The following is a 21,431-nucleotide window of genomic DNA, read 5'->3' as shown; positions in this document are numbered from 1 at the left end:
GTGAAGGCTCAACAATCTGGGGTGCGTGCGTTCCTGGACAACACGCGGGCCCCGGCCCGCCGGCCGCTCAGCGGGCGGCGTTGGCGTCCGTCGCCGGCACGGGGGCCGTGCCCCCCGTCAACGGCTTGAGCGACGCGCGCAGGGCTTCAATCTGCGCGCGCGCCTGGTTCTTGAGCGACTCCACGTCGTCCAGGGTCATCCCCCGGGTGGAGATGGGCGTGCCCACCGTCACCAGGCCGCGCGACGTGGCGAAGCGCCACGAGTGCTTGGGCAGCGCGAGCCGCGTGCCGCTCACCGCCAGGGGCAGCACGTCCGCCTGCATCTCGATGGCGAGCCGGAAGGCGCCGTCCTTGAAGGGCAGCAGCTCCTCCGTCTTGGAGCGCGTGCCCTCCGGGAAGATCATCACCGGCATCCCCTTGAGCATCCACTCCTTGCAGCGCGCCATCGCGCCGGTGGCCGAGTCGCGGTCGCCGCGCTCCACCGGGATGTCCCCGGCGATGCCCATCATCCAGCCCACCACGGGCACCTTGAAGAGGCTCTTCTTGCCCAGCCACTTCATCTCCCACGGCAGGTGGGAGATGAGGAACGGGTCCGCGTTGGACTCGTGGTTGCTCACCACCACGGTGTTGGCCGCCACGTGGTCCGGCACCTTGCCGTGCACGCCGAAGCGCCAGTAGGGCGTGAGCTTCGCGGCGGTGACCCCCACCAGGCGGAAGCAGCGGCCCACCACGTAGCGGCGCTTGTCGAACAGGAACGTGAAGACGAACAGGAAGAGCTGGACGAAGAAGCCCACCAGGGCGACGAGGCCCACCTCGACCCAGGTCCAGATGGAGAGCAATGCGTTCATGAGGGGTGTCCCTTGGGCATGAGGGGTTTCAGGCGAGGACCGCGGGGTCCAGGTCCACGCTCACCGGGCAGTGATCCGACCCGTGGACGTCCGGGTGCACGGCCGCCTTCTTCACGAAGGCGAGCGCCGCGGGGGTGGCGAGCACGTAGTCGATGCGCCAGCCGATGTTCTTCTCGCGCACGCCGGCGCGCTGGCTCCACCAGGAGTAGTGGCCGCCGCCCGCGTTGAAGTGACGGAAGGTGTCCACCCAGCCCGCGCGGATCCACCGGTCGAACTCCGCGCGCTCCTCCGGGCGGAAGCCGCTCGTCTCGCGGTTCTCGCGCGGGCGCGCCAGGTCGATGTCCTGGTGGGCGGTGTTGAAGTCCCCCATCACCAGCACGCGCTGGTTGTCGCGCAGCGGCTTCTCCAGGCGCGCGAAGAGGCGGCGGTAGAAGTCCAGCTTGAAGGGGATGCGGGAGAGGTCGCGGTCCTTCCCGTTGCCGTTGGGGAAGTAGCCGTTGACCACGGTCAGCTTGCCGAAGCGGGCGAACTGGAGGCGGCCCTCCGCGTCCATCTCCGGCGCGTCCAGGGTGGTGGTGAGCTCTTCCGGTTCGTGGCGGCTGAAGAGGCCCACGCCGCTGTAGCCGGGGCGCTCCGCGGCCACGAAGTGGGTCTTCCAACGGCGGGGGGCGCGCACCTCCGCGGGGAGTTGCTCCACGCGGGCGCGCACCTCCTGCAGCCCCACGATGTCCGCCCGGGCCTTGGACAGCCACGGGAGGAAGCCCTTGCGGTGGATGGAGCGCAGACCGTTGACGTTCCAGGAGACGACTCGCACGCCCCCGCTTATGGCGAAAGCGCGCGGGTATTTCCAGCCCCCACCGTTCCTGGACGGACGGTGGGGGCCGGTCACTGCTCAGTGCGTCAAGGCGTTTCCGTGCCGCTCGCCTTGTTCTGCGGGTTGCGCGTGGTGCGGAGGATGAAGTCCGCGCTGTTCACGTTGGTGTCGTAGCTGTTGCCCTTCGCCGCGTCCGAGCCACCCTCCATCGTGGCCGCGGACGAGCCGGCGTTGGCCTTGCGCTCGATGCTGCCGTTGGTCGCGATGGTCCCGGTGACAGGGCTCTTGCCTTCCGCCGAGTCCGCCGTGCCGCCGAAGCCCACCGTGTCCACCGCGTTCGCGTCACCCGGAGTGGTCCCCATCGCCGCGGGCCCGATGCGGACGTGGCCCGCGGAGGCGCTCATCGCGAAGGTGGTGCCCCAGCTCTGGTCGGTGGTGACCGTGCCCACGTAGTCCCGGTTGGTCAGCAGGAAGTAGCCGTGGGCCGCGATGCGAGCGGTGTTCGGCAGCGTGAAGCTGCCGCTGTAGGTGGTGCCGGTGGCGCTCTTGTACTGGAGCTTCCAGCCGCCGATGTTCACCTCCGCGTTCGTCGGGTTGTAGAGCTCCACGAACTCATCGCCCGCCCCGCCGGGGCCCGCGCCCGCGACTTCGCTGATGACGACGTGGTTCGTCGTGGGGGCGGCGGTGACCTGCGCCTGGGCGGACACGGACTGGCCGTTGAGCGTGGCCACGATGGTGCCCGTGGAGCCGGCGGCGCCCGCGGTGAAGGTGAACTTCGCGGAGATCTCATTGGCCGGCACCGTCACGGTGGCCGGCACGGAGCCCACGTTGCCCGTCGTGGACAGCGCGATGGACGTGGCCTGCGCGGCCGGGATGTCGAGCGTCACGGTGACGTTGGCCGTCTGACCGGAGGACAGGGACACCGTCTCCGGCGACAGGAACGCCAGCGAGGCCGCCTCCGTCGCACCGAGCACGCGCACGGTGGCGGTGCGGGAGTCCGCGCCCAGCGTGGCCGTCAGCGTCGCCTTGGCGGAGCCCGCCGCGTCGTTCGCCGTCACGATGACCGGCGCGGAGCGCGAGCCCGCGGGCACCGTCACCTGGCCGTTGTTCGCGATGACGACGGAGGGGGTGGACGAGGTGACCTGGACCACGACGTCCGTGGTGGCGTCGGCGCTCAGCGACACCGCGAGCGGCTCCGGGATCGTCTCACCCGTGGTGCCCGAGCGCGCGAAGACCGCGGCCGGCTCCAGCGCGCTGAGCGTCGCCGTGGTGCCCGCGTCGGTGCCCGCGTCCGAACCCGTGCCCGCGTCCGGAGCCGGACCGCCGTCAACGGCGCCGCCATCCGTCTCCGTGCCCGCGTCAGTGCCCGCGTCGATGGTGCCCGCGTCCGTCTCCGTGCCGGCGTCCGTCTCCGTGCCCGCGTCCGTCTCCGTGCCCGCGTCGGTGCCCGCGTCGACCGGACCAGAGCCGGCGTCCGTCTCCGTGCCTGCGTCAGTGGTGGTGCCGGCGTCCGTCTCCGTGCCCGCGTCCGTCACCGTACCGGCGTCCGTCTCCGTGCCCGCGTCGGTGGTGGTGCCGGCGTCGGTCTCCGTGCCCGCATCCTGATCCGTGCCCGCGTCAGTCTCCGTGCCCGCGTCAGTCTCCGTGCCCGCGTCCGTGTTAGTGCCCGCGTCGGTCGTGGGCGTGGTCACCTGACAGCTGTTGTTGCAGCGGTCGCCCTCGACGCGGTTGCCGTCGTCGCACGCCTCGCCACTCTCGATGATGCCGTTGCCGCAGACAGGGTTCTTGTCGTCATCACCACCGCACGCCGACAAGACCAACAGCACCGCTGACAAAGGGACCAGCAGGTGCCGGGAAGACCAGGACATGGAGACTCCGTGTTGAGTACTGAGCCTCCTCACAAACCACAAAATTACAGGCCGACGCAAACCCCTCCCGGTGACTTCTGGCTCACGGCCATGGAACCCTCCGGGTCACCGGATTCTCAAGACCTGGCAGTGCGGGTGGGTCGTCCGGGCCGGCCCGGCTTCAGCCTGGAGTCCCGGGGGGTTGCGAGGAGGCTGAATCCGCCAATCCATGCGCATCCAGGAAGCCCCGAACGGACTGGGCGATCTCCGTCCCGGCCTCCAGGAGGCCCGCGTGGCCGGCGTCATCCACCTGGAGCCAGTGGGCCTGGGGCAGCGCGCGGTGCAGCCGCTGTACTTCCGACAGCGGCACGAGGAGGTCATCGCTCGCGGCGATGATCAGCACGGGCACCCGGATGGACGGGAGGACGTCCCAGGCGTGGCCCTCCGTGAGGCCTCGCAGCGTGCGCCAATAGGCCTGCGCGCTCATGTGGTAGAGCGCGTCGAGGAACTCGGCGATGTCCTCGCGCGGAGCCCGGGGCCGCAGCGCGCCCACGGCCCTCGCCAGCGGATCCGCCAGCGGAGTCGCGAGGAAGGCCTTCACCGCGGGGGCCACCACCGGCACCCAGGGCGTTCCGGCGGCCAGCATCCCCTTCGCGGCGGACAGGGCGATGCGGGATCCCCAGCGCGGATCCGCCGAGCCCGGCACGCCCGGCGTCCCCGCGATGAGCGTCATGGACGGCACCAGGTCCGGCCGGCGGCGGTACAGCTCCAGCAGGATGCGCACGCCCATGGAGAAGGCGATGTGGTGCGGAGGCTGTCCGTCGCCGCGCGCCATGGCCGCCTCGGTGACGCGCTCCAGGTCGTCCACGTGCACCTTCACGCGGTAGTCCCCGTCGCGCGACTCCTCGCTCATGCCGTGGCCGCGGTAGTCCCAGTGCACCACGCGGTGGTCCTGCTCCAGGTCGGCGACGATGTGGCGCCAGAAGTTCTCCGACGTGCCGATGCCGTTGGTCAGCAGCACCGTGGGGCGGTCCGCGAGCGCGGCGTCGCGGCCCTCCTCCGGCATGCCCGAGCTGTGGGTGTGGACCGCCACCCGGGTGCCATCCGGGGCGGAGACGAGGTGCGTGGCGCGACGGTAGGGCATTCCCGCCCACCATGCGGCCGGGCAGGCCCGGGTGCAAGGGCGGACAGCCCCGCTCACGAGGGCGCCCTCCCCCGTCCGCGCAAGGCCGCGCTGGACGCGCCCGGGCCTCCAGGCAATGGTGCGCGCGATGCTCAGTGAGGAGGCGGAAGGGTTGGACGTGGCGGCCGTGCTCGCCCACTACGAGGCGCACGGCTTCGCGCGCCTGGGCCGGGTGCTGGACGACGCGGGCGTGGAGTCCCTGCGCGAGCGGGCGGACGACCTGATGCTCGGCCGCGTGGTGTACCCCGGGATGTTCTTCCAGCCAGACGCCGCCACCGGCCGCTACGAGGACGCGCCCCTGGGGCTGGGCTGGCAGGGCCCATCCCTGGACTACCGCAAGCTGGAGAAGCTGGAGAAGGATCCGCGCTTCCTCGCGTGGCTGGAGAACCCGCTGTTCGAGCGGATCGCCCGCGCGCGCATCCCCGGCGACATCGTCCTGTACCGCGCCATCCTCTTCCACAAGGGCCCCGCGGGCGGCAGCAACCTGCCCTTCCATCAGGACGGCGGAAAGCTGTGGGGCCTCACGCGCGAGCCGGACCTCCAAATCTGGACCGCGCTGGACGACGCGCCGGAGGGCGGCGGCTGTCTGGAGGTGATCCCCGGCAGCCACCGCGCGGGCCTGGTGACGGCGCTGGGCGGCGTGATTCCCCCGGACCGCGTGGAGGCGGCGGACGCGGAAGCCCATGTCGTGCCCCTGCCGGTGCGCGCCGGAGAGGCGCTGCTCGTGCACAACCACGTCTGGCACCGCTCCGGGCGCGGCCGGCCCGGACAGCGGCGGCGCGCGTTCTCCGCCTGCTACATGAGCGCGGACACCACCTGCGTGCGCAAGAAGAAGGCCCCGCGCGTGTTCCCTCCAGTGTTCCGTCACCCGGTGCGCGGCGGCTGAAAGGCCCTATCATCCGGGGCGTGTCCGGACACCCTGGAGTCCTCGTCGCCGAGCAGCCCCACTACCTGCCGTGGGTGGACTTCTACGAGCAGGTGGCCCGCGCCGGCACGCTGGTGGTGCTGGACGACGTGCAGTGGCTGAGGCGCGGATGGCAGCGCCGCACGCGCGTCGCCCTGCCCCACGGCGTGCCCACGCCGCCCCCGTCCGAACCGGGCTTCCAGTGGCTGTCCATCCCGCTGGAGGATCCGCACCGAGACACGCGCATCCGCGACCTGGCGATTGACTCGAGCCAGCCCTGGGCGCGCAAGCATCTCCAGGCGCTGGTGACGCTCTACGGAGGCCGGCCGCACTTCCGCGCGCAGGTGCTGCCGCTGGTGGAGCCCTTCTACGACGCCGCCGCGCGCGAGTCCGGCCCGGGGTCGCTGTTGCGCGTGCTCCTATCCAGCATGGCGATGTTCCATGCGCCGCTGGGCCTGGAGCCGAACCTGGTGCTGTCCTCCACGTTGGAGCGCCGGGGCGAGGACAAGACGCAGCGGCTGGTGGAGTACTGCCTCCAGACGGGCGCGCACACGTACTACTCGGGGACGGGCTCCACGGTGTACCTGAAGCCAGAGCGCTTCCGCGCGGTGGACGTGCGCCTGTTGTGGCAGCGCTTCCGCCACCCGGACTACGCGCAGGGGCGCGAGGGGCGCTTCGTGACGGGGTTGTCCATCGTGGACGTGCTGGCCAACGTGCCCGTGGAGACGGTGCGCGAGTGGCTCCAGCCGTCGCCGTGGGGGCCGTTCGCGGGGGACGGCCCCCAGCCGCTTCAGCCCGCGGACGCAGAGGTGGGCGAGGACGTCTGGGGCTTGTCGAAGCGCACGAAGTAGCTGCGCACGGCGGAGTCGAGCAGCGCGGGTTCCAGGCGCGGGGCCGCCCCCTGGTAGTGCGCCATGTCGATGACCTGATCCAACAGGTCGCGAGGCTGGCACGCGGCGAAGGGCCGGTTCAGCGGGCGGTAGTGCTCGTCGATGAGGTAGTCCACGGCGCGCGCGTCGTAGGGCACGCCGCGCTTCCTGCACATCACCTGGAAGATCTCGTGGAACTGCTCCTCGTCCGGGCGCTGCACCTCCAGCTTGTAGCGGACGCGGCGCAGGAAGGCGTCATCCACGAGGGCGCTGGGATCCAGGTTGGTGGAGAACGCGGCGAACACGTCGAAGGGCACCTGGACCTTCTTGCCGGTGTGGAGCGTGAGCATGTCCACGTCGCTCTCCAGCGGGACGATCCACCGGTTGAGCAGGTCCTTCGGGGACACCTTCTGGCGGCCGAAGTCGTCGATGAGGAGCATCCCGTTGGACGCCTTCATCTGGAACGGCGCCTCGTAGTACTTCACCTCCGGGGTGTAGACGAGGTCGAGCATCTCCAGCGTGAGTTCACCGCCCACCACCACCAGCGGCCGGCGGCAGCGCACCCAGCGGCGGTCGTACGAGGGCGCGCCGGGCTCGTCCTCCACCGCGCGGTGGATGTTCGCGTCGAACATCTTCACCACGAAGTCGTCGATGAGCACCGCGTGCGGGACGAAGATGTCCCCCTCGTAGCAGTTGACCATGCCCTGACAGATGGCCGTCTTGCCGTTGCCCGGGGGGCCGTAGAAGAAGATGGCGCGCCCGGAGTTCATCGCCGGGCCGATGCCGTCGAAGATGTAGTCGCGGATGATCAGGTCGCCGAACTTGTCCTGCATGCGCTGGCGGGTGATGCGGTTGCCGCGCACGGTCTGCAGCTTCACGGCCGCGACCCATTCGTTGAACGGCACGGGCGCCGGGCCGTTGTAGCGGTTGCGGTCCAGGATCTGCCGCAGCACGTCCGTCACGAAGGTCGTGAGCTGGTAGATCATCGTGGAGCGGCCCACGCCGGACGCGCCACCGCCGCGGATGTCGATGTACTTCTGGCGGCGCAGACCCTCGATGACCTCGTCCACCAGCGCGGTGGGCAGTTGCAGGCGCGTGGCCACGTCCATGCCGCGCATCTCGCCCGCGAAGAAGATGGCCTTGAGGACCAGCTCCTCCACGAACGTGGTGTTGAGGCCGGCCTCATGGAGCGTCTTCGGCTGTGCGGGCCAGAAGCGGTTCGTCGCCGGGGCGTCCGACGCTTCCCCCCGCCGGAAGCCGCGCCGCTCCGGGCCCACGTAGCCCTGCGGCGGCGCCGACGCCGAACCGCGACGGTCGGAGGCTCCGGGAGCCGCGCCACGGCGGTCCGCCTCCGGGGGAGGCCCCCGGCGCTCCATGCCGGGGGCCGCGCGACGGTCAGGCTCCTGCGGGGACGGTGGCGGACCGGGAGGCGCGGTGCGCCGCTCGGTCTGCACGTCGAGCATCTCCTCGGAGAAGGGCGGCGGCGCTCCCGGCGGGGCCACACCCGCGGACTGCGCGGGCGGCATGCGGGGGCGCGGCATCGGATCGAAGATGACGGAGGGCAGCGGCGCGGCCGGCGCGGGCCTGGAGCGGGTGGGCTCCGGACGCTGCTCTCCGCCCAGGGGCACGCCGGCCGGGGCGGGCACGCGCGGACGGGGCGGCGCGGACAGGACGGGGTTCGCCGGCGCGGCGGGCGTCTCCAGCGGGGTGATGCTGCGATTCTCGTCCTGCTCGGCGTCGAGGGGAGACGGACCTGGGCCAGCGGGGGGCCTGCGGGGAAAGTCAGCCATCACGGCTCCGGCGGGAGGGGGAGGCCACTGTACCCCACCGTCGTGTCGGCGGTGTTAACTTCGGGGCATGAGCTTCTTCCAGGCGCCCCCCGGTCTTGGCAACCAGTACGACGACGACACGTTCTTCCAGAGCTACCTTGCCCGCACCCTTCCGGAGGACATGTTCCGCTCGCTCCAGGGTGACTTCCGCGAGCTGGGGGAGCTGGGAGGCAAGTACTTCTACGAGTTCCAGCAGCGCGACCGGCTGAACGAGCCCGTGCTCACGCAGTGGAGCCCGTGGGGTCAGCGCATCGATCACATCGAGGTGTCCCCGCTGTGGAAGGAGGCGGAGGCGCTGACGGCGAAGAAGGGCCTGGTCGCGGTGGCCTATGAGCAGAAGAACGGCGCGCTCAGCCGCGTGCACCAGTTCGCGCTGAACTACCTGGTGCAGCCTTCGCTGGACGTCTACTCGTGTCCGCTGGCGATGACGGACGGCGCGGCGCGGTCGCTCCTGTCGCTGGGCAACCAGGCGCTCATCGACCACGCCCTGCCCCACCTGACGTCGCGCGATCCGGCGACGTTCTGGACGTCGGGCCAGTGGATGACGGAGCGCACGGGCGGCTCGGACGTGGGGCTGACGCTGACGGAGGCGCGGCAGTCCCCCGAGGGCTGGCGGCTGTACGGCACGAAGTGGTTCACGTCCGCGACGACGGCGCAGATGGCGCTGACGCTGGCGCGCCCCACGGGCAACGGCCCTGGCGGCAAGGGGCTGGCGCTCTTCTTCGTGGAGACGCGGGACGCGCAGGGCCGGCTCAATGGCATCCAGATCAACCGGCTGAAGGACAAGCTGGGCACGCGCAAGGTGCCCACGGCGGAGCTGACGCTGGACGGGACGCTGGCCACGCCGGTGGCGGGGCTGACGGACGGCATCCGCAACATGGCGATGATGCTGAACGTGACGCGCACCTGGAACGCGATGGGCGCCACGTGGAGCATGCGCCGCGCGATGGCGCTGGCGCACGACTACGCGAAGCGCCGGGTGCAGTTCGGCGCGCCGCTGTCGGAGAAGCCGTTGCACATGGACACACTGGCGGGGCTGGAGGCGGAGTTCCAGGCGGGCTTCCTGCTGGCGTTCCGCGGGGTGGAGCTGTTGGGCAAGCTGGAGACGCGCACGGCGACGGAGCAGGAGCTCTTGTTGCAGCGGCTGGTGACGCCGCTGGCGAAGCTGACCACGGGCCGGCAGGTGGTGCACATCACGTCGGAGGTGACGGAGTCCTTCGGCGGCGCGGGCTACGTGGAGGACACGGGCCTGCCGCGCATCCAGGCGGACGCGCAGGTGCTGTCCATCTGGGAGGGCACGACGAACGTGCTGTCGTTGGATTCGCTGCGCGCGCTGGCGAAGGAAGGCACGCTGGAGGCGTTCTTCCACGAGGTGGAGGGCCGCCTGTCGAAGGTGACGGACGCGGGCCTGCGGCCGTGCGTGAAGACGGCGCACGACGCGCTGGAGCACGCGCGGGCCTGGGTGTCCGGCGCGATGGCGAACCCCACCACGATGGAGGCCGGGGCGCGGCGCTTCTCCCTGACGCTGGGCCGCACGCTGGAACTGGCGCTGCTCAGCGAGCACGCGCAGTGGTGCCTGGAGCATGGGCACGGCCCGCGCAGCCGGGCGGCGGCGCGGCGCTTCCGGCAGAACGGCGTGGACCTCATCCAGGATGAAATCGACCTGGATGATTCGCGGCTCTTGGGGTGATGCACGCGGCGGGCGCGCCCATTAAGAAGCGGGCGCCATGTCCGTCCTGAGCCCCGAGCAGTGCCAGCGCTTCGCCACCGATGGGTATCTCGTCCTGCCGTCCTTCGTGGAGGGCGGGGCGTGCGAGCGGATGCGGGCCGTCATCCTGGAGCAGCTCGCCTCCGGTGACGGTCCGGTGGAGTACGAAGCCGACGTGGCCTATCCAGGCTCACCGGCGAGCATCGACGCCGAGGGCGGGCGGACGGTGCGGCGGTTGCTGAAGGCGCATGGACGCTCTCCCCTGTTCGCGGCGTGGTTCGACGACGCGCGGATGCTGGAGGCGCTGGGGCAGTTGCTGGACGGGCCGGTGGTGCAGGCGCGGGCGCACCACAACTGCGTGATGACGAAGCAGCCGCGCTTCTCCTCGGACACGGGATGGCACCAGGACGTGAGGTACTGGGCCTTCACGCGGCCGGAGCTCATCTCCACGTGGTTGGCATTGGGAGCGGAGACGCCGGAGAACGGCGGTCTCAAGGTATTGGCTGGCACGCACCGGATGCAGTTCGCGCCGGAGCGCTACGACGCGAAGCTGTTCCTGCGGCCGGAGCTGCCGGAGAACGCGGCGCTCATCGAAGGTGCGCGTTACGTGCGGCTGTCCCCGGGGGACGTGCTGCTCTTCCACGCGCGGCTGTTCCACGCGGCGAGCAGGAACCACACGGCGGACACGAAGTACTCCGTGGTGGCCACGTACCGGCGGACGGACAACCCTGCCATTCCGGGTTCGCGCTCGGAGCTTGCGGGCTGACGTCTATCTTTTGATAGATGTTTGAAATAAGAGGCCGGCAATGCCAACACCCTTGCCGGTCCCTCTCGTTGTCTTCCGACAGTTGCTTTGTACCCTGCCCCTGGTGCTCGCGTCCGGGTGCCTCTCCCAACCCGATTCCGCGTCCGACGCCGGCACCGACAGCCGCGTCGTGGTCGCCATGGAGGAGCCGGAAGACCCCAACTTGCCGGGCTATCCCGGTGGCGACGGGGGAATCTTCGATGCCGGCGTCTCCATCGACCCGAACACCCTGCCCGGCGTGATGTGCGCCCGTGTCTATGACAGCAATGGGTGGTACCAGAATTCGTTCTGCGCTCCCGGCCAGATGGGACTGACCTGCCGGGGTGACTCGAGCATCCTCTGCGTCAACGACAACACGGGGATCTTCGCCACCACGGGGCCCCGGAGCATCTGGTATCAGAAGGCCATCGACTGGGCGAAGCAGAATGGCTACCCGAAGGTCGTGCTCGATCCGGGCGTCATCACCGTCACCGACGAGACCAAGATCCCGGCCCCGAACTATCCCATCAATGGCATCTACAGCCAGGGCGTGGGACTCCATGTCCCCAGCGGCATCCATCTGGAGGGCTCGCAGCAGTACGACACGGCCCCCACCGTCATCAACGTCCCCAGCGCCGTGGGCCTTGAGGCGTTGGTCCTGGTGGATGACGACCCCAACCTTCCCGCGGCTCAACAACTGGCGAACGTCAGCGTTTCGTACCTCACCCTGTCGGGCACGACGCGGATCGGGTACAGCCGGGCCCAGGACTGCCCGTCGCGGGGCCACACGCTCAACTCCATCCTCGACCTGGATGGGCACGAGCCCACGGCGGCGACGCTGCCCGAGGACTTCCTCACGGCCGAGCGACTGGTGACCGTGGGGGTGCGTGTCCAGCAGTCCAACAACACCACGGGCGCCCCCGTCAACCTGCACCACTTGAAGATCGCCCACGTGGGCGGGGCCATCTCGTTTGGCTTCAACACCGTCTACATCAAGGAGGACCCGCAATGTCAGACGGTGCCTGGACTGAAGATCACCCTGACGCCGAAGCCGCCGGAGGGGTGCCCCACCGGTCCCGGCCTCTTCGAAAAGAACATGCTCTTCAGCAAGGAAGCAAAGTACTGCCGTCCGGGGATCTGCAACGCCAATGGAACCTCCGCGCCTGCCGACGTCGACGGGGGATGCCCTGAGCCGAGCGTTTTCAAGGGGGGCGACGCAGGCACCGATGACAAGCTGGACAGCGGGCTCCCGCGGCCCGAGGACGCCTACTGCATGAGCGTGGCGCCGACGACGGAGTGGGGTGCGCCGAGCTACTGCGCGGTCCATCCCTACGAGTTCCTGGGCAATCCCAACGCGCGCTCGCAGGTCCACCACAACTCCATCTGCGACGTGAAGGTGGCGATCAACGTGGTGGGCGGTCACACGGACGTCTTCAAGAACGTCGCGGTCCGCAAGCCCACCTCGACGGAGAACTTCTTCGGGATGAGCACCGACGGACACCTGCCCTACTCGCAGTCCACGACCTACACGGAGAACTTCGTCTCGGGCTTCAAGCTGGGCTTCCTGACGGATGGCAGCCAGTATGCCCACGCGGATGACTGCACCTTCCAGCGGCTGGTGGGCTACCACCCCGCGGAGCTCCAGAGCTTCCAGCACGTGCTGGACCTGCGGCAGCACATGTTCGACGCGGCGCAGTCCTACTTCGCCCAGACGGATCCGCTGCGCGGCTTCATCGACCACCTCTACGTCCGGGACAACCGCTTCTACAAGAACCAGTTGGGCATGACGCTGTACCGGGTCAACTGGGGCTTCGTGGGGTTCAACATCTTCGACTCCCAGGGAGCCCCGGCTCCGGGCGACATCGGAGTGGTGACGTCCAACAGCATCAACAGCTGGATCTACGGAAACCAGTTTCGCAAATTCCGCCACGCCATCGACATCTCCGGGTCGCCCGGCCATCAGTCCACGCTCGGCGCCTGCTACAACGGCATCCACACGTACTGCAGCGACTATGGTTGCCCGGTGTGGGGCTCCTATCCCAACACCTTCTCGGGGAGCGGCACGGAGACCGACGGTGGCACGGTCTGCAACGTCGCCTACCACGCGGGCTACTGCGCGGATCCCACGTCCATCCCCTCCCCGGCGTTCCCGAACGACGCGGGGGTGCAGTGCTACGCGTACTGAAGCACTGACGTCACACGACACGGGCGCTCCCGGGTTCGTCCCGGGAGCGCCCATGGTTCTTTTCAAGGCATGTACTGATAACGCTCGATGATTCGTCCCTCGGGCGAGACGGCATAGAGCTCGAACCAGTCGAGTTCGAAGTTGCCCCCCGGGCCGATTCCCTCGCAGTGGTCGACACGCCGGTTCACCCGGACGATGTAGACGCCTTTCCCCTTGCCCACGACGACCTCCAGGGCTCGCGCTGTGAAGATGCATTCATTGCGGCGCGCTTTGGGAAAGCGGCTCAGGACATCCTGAAGGGCCGCATGGGACGCCAGGATGGCAGGCCCATCCAGCGTCGCCATGGGCGCCAAGTCCTCCGGCCACTCAAAGGCAGCAGAGGAAATGGCTTTGATTGAGTCAGCCTGAGTCTCCGGCTGAAGCCCAGTCGTGGCGCAAGACAGCATGCAAGCCATCGCTGCCCATGCCCAAACACGGCGGATGCCGCGCTTGGGTGGGCAGCGAAGGTGCGGCATCAGGTCAGACAGTGACTACTTCGCGGCCTGCGCCAGGGCGTCTTCCACGTAGCGGATGCCCTTGGCGGTGATGGCCTTGCCCTTCTTGGTGTCCTGGGCGTAGCCGGCGTGCAGGCGCAGCGCCTTGGCCGCGTTCGGCGCGGCGTAGGTCACGCCCAGCCCGCTCCAGAAGCGCGACGTCGTTCCGGACGTCACCTCCACGTCCAGCGACTTCGCCAGGTACAGGGGGATCAGCGAGCGCAGCAGCTGATCCTTCTCCTTGCCCGCGGAGACCAGGTCCTTCTGGCGCGCGTGGCCGCGCAGCGCGGTCTCCAGCACCGACACCGCGTCCTCGCTCGCGGATCCAGACGCGGCCGCCTTCTTCGCGGCCGGGGCCTTCTTCGCCGCGCTCTTCTTCTTCGCGGGCGCCGCCTTCTTCGCGGCGGGGGCCTTCTTCGCCGCGCTCTTCTTGCTCGCGGCCTTCTTCGCCTTGGGCGCCGTCTTGCGGCGGGCGGCGGGCGCCAGCTCCATGCGGCCCTCGAACGGCACCTCCACCACCGTCGCGTCCACCTGGCGCTCCGGCATCGCGTTGCGCAGGGACTCGATCACCTCATGCACGGACGCGCGCGGGGCCTCGGAGTGCACCGGGCGGGAGACGCGGGTCGGCGCGGGCTCGCTCACAGGTGGCTTGCCCTGCGCGTAGTACCGCACCCAATCGCTCGCCTCCTCCACCACTTCAGACAGGCCCACGCGATCGAGCAGCGACCCCAACCACCGAAGACTGTTGCGCACTGAGTACCCTCCCGTTCTGATCCACGCTACTACACTCCAGACAGAAGCAACCTATATCGCCAGCAATACGGGTTGTTCCATGCCCCCGTGGGTCCTCCCGCATGGATCACGGGAACAGACGTGCAGATGTAGCGGCTTGTTCCTCGCGGTTCACTGCCGCACGGACACCACGCTTGAGCCAGGGATGGCGAGGGGTACGGCGTCCCGAGTGACGAAGGAGAGTTCAAGTGCAGATGACCTACTCCGGACGGATGTTCCTCGCGACGCTGCTGCTTCTGAGTCCCGGGTGCCGTGTCGTCGCTCCACAGTCGCCCCCCCAGACCGCGTCCGCGGCGCGTCCGCTCATCGAGTTCCAATCCCCCTGCTATGACGGTTCCACCCTCTCCGGGCGCATCCTGGTGAGCGCAGCGGAGGGAGCCATCACGGTGGACCGGCGGCTCCTCGAGAACTCTTCCCTGGAGGTGACCGCGGTCTTGGACTGCGCGACAACCCAGCCGGTGGAGTTCCTGGTGGCGGATCGCTTTCCCGCTCCAGCCCGTGCGGAGGACCTTCTGAGCCTGGAACCCGGATACTGGTTCGGCGCCGACGTCGAGTTCCCCTTGTTCGATGAACAACTCAACGGCAAGCGGGGGCCTGACTGCATCGACCTGACCCTCACCTTCCATCCGAAGCATCCGACGTCCCCTGTCACCACGACGCTCCGGGTGACCCGGCCGATGGAGCAGCCCGACGCGGGGTGAGGGTGTCACTGCCGCACGGACACCACGCTGCGCGTCTTCACGTTCGTCACCTTCCCCGAGCGCTCCAGCATCCCCTCCCCCACGAGGAACAGCGCGCCGTGGATCTCCTGCCTGCACCGCGCATACACCTCCGAGGGCACCACCAGGTTGGCGATCCCCGTCTCGTCCTCCAACGATATGAAGCAGATCCCCTTCGCCGTGGGCGGCATCTGCCGGCAGATCATCATCCCCCCCACCCTCACCGGCCGCCCCGCGGACACCCGCTTCAACCCCTCCGCCGTCACCGCCCCCATCCGCTTCAACGTGGGCCGGAGCAACTCCATGGGGTGCTTCTCCAGCGACAGCCCCACCGTGTCGTAATCCGCCACCACCCGCTCCTGGACGCCCATGGGAGGCAACCGCACCGCGGTGCCATCCATGGGCATTCCGAAGAACAGATCGTCCGCGTCCAGCGGACCCAGCGCTTGTATCTCCCACAGCGCCTGCCGCCGCGCTCCGCACAGCGATGCCAGCGCCCCCGACAACGCCAGCCGCGTCAGTTCATGCCGGGGGATGCGCGCCCGCCGCGCCAGGTCTCCCACGCTCGTGTAGTCCCCCCGCCTCGCGGTCTCCACCGCCCGGCCCGAGGACTCGCCCAGCCCCCGCACCATCTTCAGCCCCAGCCGCACCGCCCCGTCCTCCAACGTGCAGTCCCAGTTCGAGCGGCGCACGTCCACCGGCCGCACCTCCACGCAGTGCCGCTGCACGTCCGCCACCAGCGTGTGCGGCGCGTAGAACCCCATGGGCTGTGAGTTGAGCAGCGCCGCCGTGAAGGCCGCCGGGTAGTGGCACTTCAACCAGCTGGACGCATAGGCAATCAACGCGAAGCTCGCGGAGTGGCTCTCCGGGAACCCGTAGTGCGCGAACCCCCGGAAGTGGTCGAACCACTCCTCCGCCTGCTGGCGCGTGTAGCCCTTCGCCTCGCAGCCCTCCACGAAGCGGCCCCGGTACGGGAGGATGCGCGCCTCCGCCTGCTTGTGGCTCAGCGCCCGCCGCAGGCCGTCCGCCTCGCCCGCGGAAAAGCCCGCCGCCACCATCGCGAGCCGCATCGCCTGCTCCTGGAAGAGCGGCACGCCCAGCGTCTTCTGGAGGATGCCCCGCACCTCGTCGCTCGGGTACGTCACCGGCTCCTGGCCGTGCCGCCTGCGCAGGTACGGGTGCACCATGTTGCCCACGATGGGCCCCGGCCGGATGAGAGCGATCTGCACCACCAGGTCGTAGAACTCCCGGGGCTGGAGCCGCGGCAGCATGTTCATCTGCGCGCGGCTCTCGATCTGGAACACGCCCACCGTGTCCGCGTTGCACAGCATGTCGTAGACCTTGGGGTCCTCCGGCGGCACCGTGGCCAGGGACAGCTCGCGGCCGTAATGCTTTTGAATCAGGGCGAAGCAGCGCGACAGCGCCGTCAACATGCCCAGCGCCAGCAGGTCCACCTTCAACAGGCCCACCGCGTTGATGTCGTCCTTCTCCCACTGGATGACCGTGCGCCCCGGCATCGCCGCGTTCTCCACCGGCACCAGGTCCACCAGCGGCTCGCGCGTCATCACGAAGCCGCCCACGTGGATGGACAGGTGCCGGGGCACGCCCTCCAGCTCCTTCGCCACCGACAGCGTCCGCAGCACCCTCCCGTCCGCCGGTGACAGCCCCGCCTCCTGGAGCACGTCCGGCGTCACCTGGAAGCCGTGTGAAGACGCCACCCGCGACAACCTGTCCACCTGATCCAACGACAGCCCCAGCGCCTTGCCCGCCTCGCGCAGCGCGAGCCGCCCCCGGTAGCAGATCACCTCGCACACCATGCCCGCGTGCCGGCGGCCGTGCTTCTCGTAGACGTACTGGAGCACCTCCTCGCGCCGCTCGTGCTCGAAGTCCACGTCGATGTCCGGCGGCTCCTTGCGCTCCATGCTGAGGAAGCGCTCGAACAACAGCCCCATCCGCACCGGATCAATGGCCGTGATGCCCAGCGCGTAGCAGACCGCCGAGTTCGCCGCGCTGCCCCGCCCCTGGCACAGGATGCCCCGCCCCCGCGCGAACATCACGATGTCCCACAGCGACAGGAAGTACCCCGCGAAGTCCAGCGCCGCGATGAGCCGCAGCTCGTGGTCGATCTGCTTCGTCACCTCCGGCGGCACGCCCCCCGGATAGCGCGCGCGCAGCCCCGCCTCCGTGAGCGTCCGCAGGTGTTCATCCGCCGTGCGGCCTTGCGGCAGGTCCTCCTCCGGGAAGCGGTAGTGCAGCGCGTCCAGGGACGCCTCGCAGCGCGACGCCAGCTCCACCGTGCGCGCCAGCGCGTCCGGCCGGTCCGCGAACAGCCGCGCCATGTCCCCGGGGGACTTCAGCGTCCGCTCCGCGTTCGGGAACAGCCGCGTGCCCGCCTGATCCACCGTCACCCCGTGGCGGATGGACGTGAGCACGTCCTGGAGCACCTGCCGGTCGCGGTGGTGCGTGTGCACGTCGTTGTGGACCACCAGCGGCACGCCCAGCGCGCGGGCCAGCGCCTCCGCTCGCGCCTCCCGGGCCGCGTCCCCCGCCGACAGCGAGCGGCTCAGGCCCACGTGGAAGCTCCCGGGGAACGCCTCCGCCAGGGGGGCCACCGCCTCCAGCGGCGCGGGGCCCGGGAGCAGCGCGAGCAGCCCCGAGGCGTGCTCCGCCACCTTGCGCCAGGGCACGCCCGCCTCGCCCTTGGGGTGCGTCATCCGGCCGTGAGACACCAGCCGGCACAGGTTCGAGTACCCGGCCGCGTCCCGCGCATACACCACCACCGGAGGGCCGTCCTCCAGCGTCAGCTCCGCGGCGAGGAGCAGCTTCACGCCGTGCTCCTTCGCCGCCAGGTGCGCCTTCACCACGCCGTAGAGCCCGTCCCTGTCCGTCAGCGCCAGCGCGGACAGCCCCAGCCGGGCCGCGGTGGCCACCAGCTCCTCCGGATGGGAGGCGCCGTGCAGGAAGGAGAAGTGGGACCGGCAGACCAGCTCGGCGTAGCTCACGCCGGATCAGGATACTGAGCGGGCGTTCAGGCGCTAGATTGGATCGACGTTCAGCGAGAGGGCGACTTCATGGGTTGTTCCAGACGCGCGGGCTGAAGACCAACGTCCACCAGCGCGCACTTCCGCCGCCCTCGCGTTTGATTTGTCATTGATTCCAGCGAACATCCGCGTTGGCTGTCCCCCATGCAATGACAGCCTTCAGCCGCAGTGGTGCCACCCGTTCCCGAGGTGTCTCATGACGCTGCTCCCCCGTCGTCTGCTGTTGGCCTCCGCCGTCCTGCTCGCGCCGCTGACCTCCAGCGCCCGTCCGCCAGACTGTGATGTCCAGTGCGGCCCTACCAGGTCCTGTACCCTGCTCTGCACCGAATTCTCCTCGGTGATCACCTGCGGCGAATACGGTGCCTGCGCGGCCACGATCCAGGCCGAGCCGTCCTCCGAGCTCCAGGCGTCCGCGCCCGCCCAGGCTGACGACGCGGAGGCCGTCTGCCGCGCGCCCGCGGATCAGGCCCAAGGCTGATTCCTGTCGTGGTCCCTCTTCCTGGAGCGGTGTCCGCGCCGACTCCAGGAATGAGGTTTGATCTGTCATCGGATTCCGAGCGAGCATGCGCCAGGCTGTCTTCGTCTCACCGACAGCCTTCAGCCGCAGTGGTGCCGCCCGTTCCCGAGGTGCCTCATGACGCTGCTCCGCCGATCCCTGCTCCTGGTTCCCACCCTCCTGCTCGCGCCGCTGACCGCCAGCGCTCGTCCGCCGGATTGCACCAACGACTACTGTGAGAGGGAGTCGTGCGCCGAACTCTGTCTGGAGGCCGGCCACATCATCACCTGCGGTGATTACGGCGTCTGCATCAGCTCGCCGTTCGCGCAGCCCTCCGAGCCTCGGGCCTCCGTGCAGCCCGTGGATACCGATGACGCGTCAAAGGCCGTCTGCCGCGAGCCCGCGGCCCAGAGCTAGGACGTGAGCTGGCGGCGCGCTTCTCGTGGCGCGCCGCCACGCAATTGCCGCGAGTGTGTTGGAATTGTACTCTCAGCGAAATGAGATACTGCTCCGACGCGGCATGCGGGCACGTGCAGCCCTCTGGCGCCCACTGCGGCAAATGCAACAAGGCGACGCTCGATGCGGATACGCCGACCATCCGGTTCAATCCCAGCGTCCCGCTCGTTACGAAGCTCGAGCTCCAGTGCTTCGGCACCGCGTTCACGATCTCTGGAAAGCAGCTCCTCAAGTGGTGGCACGAGATCGCGATCGCCTACGTCGCCAAGGTCATCGACGCGGAGCTGCTGCCGCAGAACCTGCTCACCCTGGGGCCGCTGAGCAATTACGTGCTGTTCGGCGAGCCGGGCGACATCTCCACGTTCGATGGAGAGGACCACGACATACCGATCGGCATCCCCTCGACAAAGGGTTGCCAGAAGATCTTCCTGCTCAAGAACCTGTTCACGGATTGCACCAAGACCAAGGACAAGGAGGCCTACGCGCTGTGCGCGCAGTTGATTGGCGACAAGGTGGGGCGGGCGCCCTCGTATCACGAGTTCGCGCTGTATTTCCGCAAGCGCACCGCGCACAGGAGTGACCGAGAGGTCGCCGAGCACCTGCTGGACGTGATCGCGCAGAAGGCCAACCCGAAGGACATCATGGAAGCGCTGTTCCTGGGCGCTTCGCTCGGCTCGGAGTTCCTCCGCAACCGCACCAGCTTCATCGATACCTTGTTGTGCCTCAAGCTGGTGGTCGCCGGCGCACTCACCATGAACCAGCTGATCGTTGGAGGGCAGAAGGGAGAGCGGGTGCGGATCTCCGCGGTGTTTCCCCTGACGGAGGGCCATTTCCCGGACCTGGAGATCTCCGGCAAGTATCGCCTGACGGCGGAGGGCATCCGGGCCGCGCGCTATGTGAAGGAGTTGCAGCTCGAACCGGGCACCGTCGAGGTCGAGACCACGGAGGCGCACAACAGCTCCAAGACCGACACCGACGCGAACTGCTGGATACAGGTCAAGAAAACGGTCGACGCATTCGACCACCAGGGCGACTGGCCGAACCTGGGGGTGATGACGTGCAACCCGTCCCAGTTGGGCGGGGCGTTGCCGATGACGGGTCACGCCACGCAGTCGCTCGGCTCCAATGACTTGATGGTGCAGTTGCTCAACGGCGACATCGCGTTCACCCAGGTGCAGGCCAAGACCGTCACCAACATCGTCCGCATGCTGCACACCGACTGCAGCGGCGGGTTCCCGGTCTTCTTCAACGGCGCGTTCAATCGCGATGTGAACGGCAAGATCGTCAAGCTCATGCCTCCCCAGGAGCTACGCAAGCTGATCGCCGGGTTCGTGCGGCGGCAGATGGTGGAGATGGTGTTCGGCGAGGCGGAGGACGTGCCGACCCTGACCATCGAAGAACTGGGGGGCACGCCCATCCAGGATGCGGTGGGCGAGCTCGACCATCGATTCCCGCAGTAGGCCTCCCTAGCTCACCGCCGCCCTCGGTGCTTCCTGGAGCGAGGTGCGCTCCACCTCCTCCAGGAAGTCCCCCAGCGCGACGTTGACCGCCTGCGGCTGCTCCAGGATGCACATGTGCCCGCCACAGGGCAGCCGCTTGAGCCGCGCGCCCCGGATGCGCTGGTGCAGCCGCTCCGCCACCGCCGGCGCCGTCACCGCGTCCTCCTCCCCCACCAGCACCAGCGTCGGCGTTTCGATGCGGTGCAGCTCCCCCTCCACGCTGCGGCGGTGGATGACGCCCTGCATGGCGCGCCACACCGCGCGCGGGTTCTCCACCAGCTGCCGGCGCAACACCGCCCGCTCCGCGGCACGCTCCGGATCCCGCATGAACGTGCGCCCGAAGTAGAGCGACATGATCCGGTCCACCACCGGCCTCAGGCCCAGCCAGTGCGTGAGCGTCGTCAGCACCCGGTAGCGCGCCAGCGTCAGCGGCAGCTCCGCCGCGGCGGACGAGTCCAGGAGCGCCAGCGAGCGCAGCAGCTCCGGGTGCCTCGCGGCCAGCCGCAGGCCCACGAAGCCCCCCATGGACTGGCCCACGAAGTGGCACGGCGCCAACCCCAGCGCCTGGATGAACGCCACCGCGTCCTCGTACACGGTGCGCAGGTCGATGACCGAGTCGCCAGGCGGGGGCTCGCTCAGCCCCTGCCCCCGGTGGTCGTACACGATGCAGCGATAATGGCCCTTCAGGGCCTCCACCTGCCGGTGGAACAGACGGGAGTCCCAGAGCAGCCCGTGGCTGAAAAGCACCGGCTCCCCGCTTCCCCCCGTGTCCTCGTAGTACAGTCGTGCACCACGGATGGACAGGTATGGCATCCGCTTTTCCCCCGGCTTGGACCGACTTAGGTCCTTGCCCGGAACCCACCCTCCGTTTCGATTGATTCCGGATGCCTGGCCGCCCGGTTTGACAGGGGGCCAAAGCCGCTGC

Annotated in this window: 18 protein-coding genes; 9 read left to right on the top strand and 9 right to left on the bottom strand. The window is 69.2% G+C overall.

All coding sequences use genetic code 11. The annotated features are described in order from the left end of the window. Positions 1-67 precede the first annotated feature (67 nt). From JYJ93_RS21975 to JYJ93_RS21960, 4 genes are all read right to left on the bottom strand, one after another. The gene (locus JYJ93_RS21975; RefSeq protein WP_206794302.1) at positions 68-847 is read right to left on the bottom strand and encodes a lysophospholipid acyltransferase family protein; all 780 of its coding nucleotides are present in this window, start codon (positions 845-847) and stop codon (positions 68-70) included. A gap of 28 nt (positions 848-875) precedes the next feature. Then, positions 876-1,661, bottom strand: a complete 786-nt coding sequence (locus tag JYJ93_RS21970) for an exodeoxyribonuclease III (protein WP_206794300.1) — start codon at positions 1,659-1,661, stop codon at positions 876-878. Between the two features lie 86 nt (positions 1,662-1,747). Further along, complete coding sequence (locus JYJ93_RS21965) at positions 1,748-3,529, bottom strand: lamin tail domain-containing protein (protein ID WP_206794297.1); 1,782 nt, start codon at positions 3,527-3,529, stop codon at positions 1,748-1,750. A 160-nt stretch (positions 3,530-3,689) separates the two neighbouring features. Continuing rightward, a complete protein-coding gene (locus tag JYJ93_RS21960; RefSeq protein ID WP_206794295.1) occupies positions 3,690-4,652 on the bottom strand; it encodes an alpha/beta hydrolase in 963 nt (320 codons plus the stop codon). Positions 4,653-4,779: 127 nt separating this feature from the next. On the opposite strand from JYJ93_RS21960, the gene JYJ93_RS21955 reads away from it, so the two are divergent. Both JYJ93_RS21955 and JYJ93_RS21950 read left to right on the top strand, forming a co-directional pair. Beyond that, positions 4,780-5,577: a phytanoyl-CoA dioxygenase family protein gene (locus tag JYJ93_RS21955; protein ID WP_206794293.1), complete on the top strand. Its 798-nt coding sequence runs from the start codon at positions 4,780-4,782 to the stop codon at positions 5,575-5,577. 20 nt (positions 5,578-5,597) lie between these two features. After that, positions 5,598-6,446 carry a WbqC family protein gene (locus JYJ93_RS21950; protein ID WP_206794291.1) on the top strand — a complete coding sequence of 283 codons (849 nt, stop codon included), beginning with the start codon at positions 5,598-5,600 and terminating at the stop codon, positions 6,444-6,446. Here JYJ93_RS21950 and JYJ93_RS21945 read toward each other — a convergent pair. Continuing rightward, positions 6,386-8,254, bottom strand: a complete 1,869-nt coding sequence (locus JYJ93_RS21945) for an ATPase (RefSeq protein WP_206794289.1) — start codon at positions 8,252-8,254, stop codon at positions 6,386-6,388. The genes JYJ93_RS21950 and JYJ93_RS21945 overlap by 61 nt on opposite strands. Positions 8,255-8,321: 67 nt before the next feature. Here JYJ93_RS21945 and JYJ93_RS21940 point away from each other — a divergent pair, with 67 nt between their 5' ends. Genes JYJ93_RS21940 through JYJ93_RS21930 form a run of 3 tightly spaced genes read left to right on the top strand, consistent with a single transcriptional unit; the run spans position 8,322 to position 12,970 of the window. Further along, positions 8,322-9,983 carry an acyl-CoA dehydrogenase family protein gene (locus tag JYJ93_RS21940; protein WP_206794287.1) on the top strand — a complete coding sequence of 554 codons (1,662 nt, stop codon included), beginning with the start codon at positions 8,322-8,324 and terminating at the stop codon, positions 9,981-9,983. A gap of 37 nt (positions 9,984-10,020) precedes the next feature. Further along, positions 10,021-10,767, top strand: coding sequence for a phytanoyl-CoA dioxygenase family protein (locus JYJ93_RS21935; RefSeq protein WP_206794285.1), 747 nt, complete (start codon positions 10,021-10,023; stop codon positions 10,765-10,767). A 40-nt stretch (positions 10,768-10,807) separates the two neighbouring features. Next, complete coding sequence (locus JYJ93_RS21930; protein ID WP_206794283.1) at positions 10,808-12,970, top strand: hypothetical protein; 2,163 nt, start codon at positions 10,808-10,810, stop codon at positions 12,968-12,970. A 62-nt stretch (positions 12,971-13,032) separates the two neighbouring features. On the opposite strand, the gene JYJ93_RS21925 is transcribed toward JYJ93_RS21930, so the two are convergent. Then, positions 13,033-13,314, bottom strand: coding sequence for a hypothetical protein (locus tag JYJ93_RS21925; RefSeq protein ID WP_206794281.1), 282 nt, complete (start codon positions 13,312-13,314; stop codon positions 13,033-13,035). Positions 13,315-13,500: 186 nt separating this feature from the next. Further along, complete coding sequence (locus tag JYJ93_RS21920; RefSeq protein WP_242543889.1) at positions 13,501-14,256, bottom strand: hypothetical protein; 756 nt, start codon at positions 14,254-14,256, stop codon at positions 13,501-13,503. A 251-nt stretch (positions 14,257-14,507) separates the two neighbouring features. Between JYJ93_RS21920 and JYJ93_RS21915 the strand changes: the two genes are divergently transcribed. After that, entirely contained in the window at positions 14,508-14,996 is a 489-nt protein-coding gene (locus JYJ93_RS21915; RefSeq protein ID WP_206794279.1) for a hypothetical protein, read from the top strand. A gap of 5 nt (positions 14,997-15,001) precedes the next feature. Here the strand turns inward: JYJ93_RS21915 and JYJ93_RS21910 are convergent, their stop codons facing one another. After that, entirely contained in the window at positions 15,002-18,016 is a 3,015-nt protein-coding gene (locus tag JYJ93_RS21910) for an error-prone DNA polymerase (protein WP_206794276.1), read from the bottom strand. Positions 18,017-18,251: 235 nt separating this feature from the next. On the opposite strand from JYJ93_RS21910, the gene JYJ93_RS21905 reads away from it, so the two are divergent. The 3 genes from JYJ93_RS21905 to JYJ93_RS21895 all read left to right on the top strand — a co-directional run bounded on the left by JYJ93_RS21905 (position 18,252) and on the right by JYJ93_RS21895 (position 20,467). Further along, positions 18,252-18,533 carry a hypothetical protein gene (locus JYJ93_RS21905; RefSeq protein ID WP_206794274.1) on the top strand — a complete coding sequence of 94 codons (282 nt, stop codon included), beginning with the start codon at positions 18,252-18,254 and terminating at the stop codon, positions 18,531-18,533. A 156-nt stretch (positions 18,534-18,689) separates the two neighbouring features. Beyond that, complete coding sequence (locus tag JYJ93_RS21900) at positions 18,690-18,968, top strand: hypothetical protein (protein WP_206794272.1); 279 nt, start codon at positions 18,690-18,692, stop codon at positions 18,966-18,968. A gap of 113 nt (positions 18,969-19,081) precedes the next feature. Further along, positions 19,082-20,467 carry a hypothetical protein gene (locus tag JYJ93_RS21895; protein ID WP_206794270.1) on the top strand — a complete coding sequence of 462 codons (1,386 nt, stop codon included), beginning with the start codon at positions 19,082-19,084 and terminating at the stop codon, positions 20,465-20,467. Positions 20,468-20,473: 6 nt separating this feature from the next. On the opposite strand, the gene JYJ93_RS21890 is transcribed toward JYJ93_RS21895, so the two are convergent. Beyond that, on the bottom strand, positions 20,474-21,319 hold the full coding sequence (locus JYJ93_RS21890) for an alpha/beta hydrolase (protein ID WP_206794268.1): 846 nt from the start codon (positions 21,317-21,319) through the stop codon (positions 20,474-20,476). Positions 21,320-21,431: the final 112 nt, after the last annotated feature.

Source organism: Corallococcus sp. NCSPR001 (assembly GCF_017309135.1).
In the GTDB taxonomy this organism is placed as follows: domain Bacteria; phylum Myxococcota; class Myxococcia; order Myxococcales; family Myxococcaceae; genus Corallococcus.
The sequence above is the reverse complement of the archived record's forward strand: the minus strand, read 5'-3'. Positions and strand labels throughout refer to the sequence as shown.

Bases quoted from the DNA above. Each gene is read 5' to 3' on its own strand.
- JYJ93_RS21900 (WP_206794272.1), top strand. From the start codon at position 18,690: ATGACGCTGCTCCGCCGATCCCTGCTCCTGGTTCCCACCCTCCTGCTC.
- JYJ93_RS21925 (WP_206794281.1), bottom strand. From the start codon at position 13,314: ATGGCGACGCTGGATGGGCCTGCCATCCTGGCGTCCCATGCGGCCCTT.
- JYJ93_RS21975 (WP_206794302.1), bottom strand. From the start codon at position 847: ATGAACGCATTGCTCTCCATCTGGACCTGGGTCGAGGTGGGCCTCGTC.
- JYJ93_RS21945 (WP_206794289.1), bottom strand. From the start codon at position 8,254: ATGGCTGACTTTCCCCGCAGGCCCCCCGCTGGCCCAGGTCCGTCTCCC.
- JYJ93_RS21935 (WP_206794285.1), top strand. From the start codon at position 10,021: ATGTCCGTCCTGAGCCCCGAGCAGTGCCAGCGCTTCGCCACCGATGGG.
- JYJ93_RS21940 (WP_206794287.1), top strand. From the start codon at position 8,322: ATGAGCTTCTTCCAGGCGCCCCCCGGTCTTGGCAACCAGTACGACGAC.
- JYJ93_RS21965 (WP_206794297.1), bottom strand. From the start codon at position 3,529: ATGTCCTGGTCTTCCCGGCACCTGCTGGTCCCTTTGTCAGCGGTGCTG.
- JYJ93_RS21905 (WP_206794274.1), top strand. From the start codon at position 18,252: ATGACGCTGCTCCCCCGTCGTCTGCTGTTGGCCTCCGCCGTCCTGCTC.
- JYJ93_RS21955 (WP_206794293.1), top strand. From the start codon at position 4,780: ATGCTCAGTGAGGAGGCGGAAGGGTTGGACGTGGCGGCCGTGCTCGCC.
- JYJ93_RS21960 (WP_206794295.1), bottom strand. From the start codon at position 4,652: ATGCCCTACCGTCGCGCCACGCACCTCGTCTCCGCCCCGGATGGCACC.
- JYJ93_RS21915 (WP_206794279.1), top strand. From the start codon at position 14,508: ATGTTCCTCGCGACGCTGCTGCTTCTGAGTCCCGGGTGCCGTGTCGTC.
- JYJ93_RS21930 (WP_206794283.1), top strand. From the start codon at position 10,808: ATGCCAACACCCTTGCCGGTCCCTCTCGTTGTCTTCCGACAGTTGCTT.
- JYJ93_RS21890 (WP_206794268.1), bottom strand. From the start codon at position 21,319: ATGCCATACCTGTCCATCCGTGGTGCACGACTGTACTACGAGGACACG.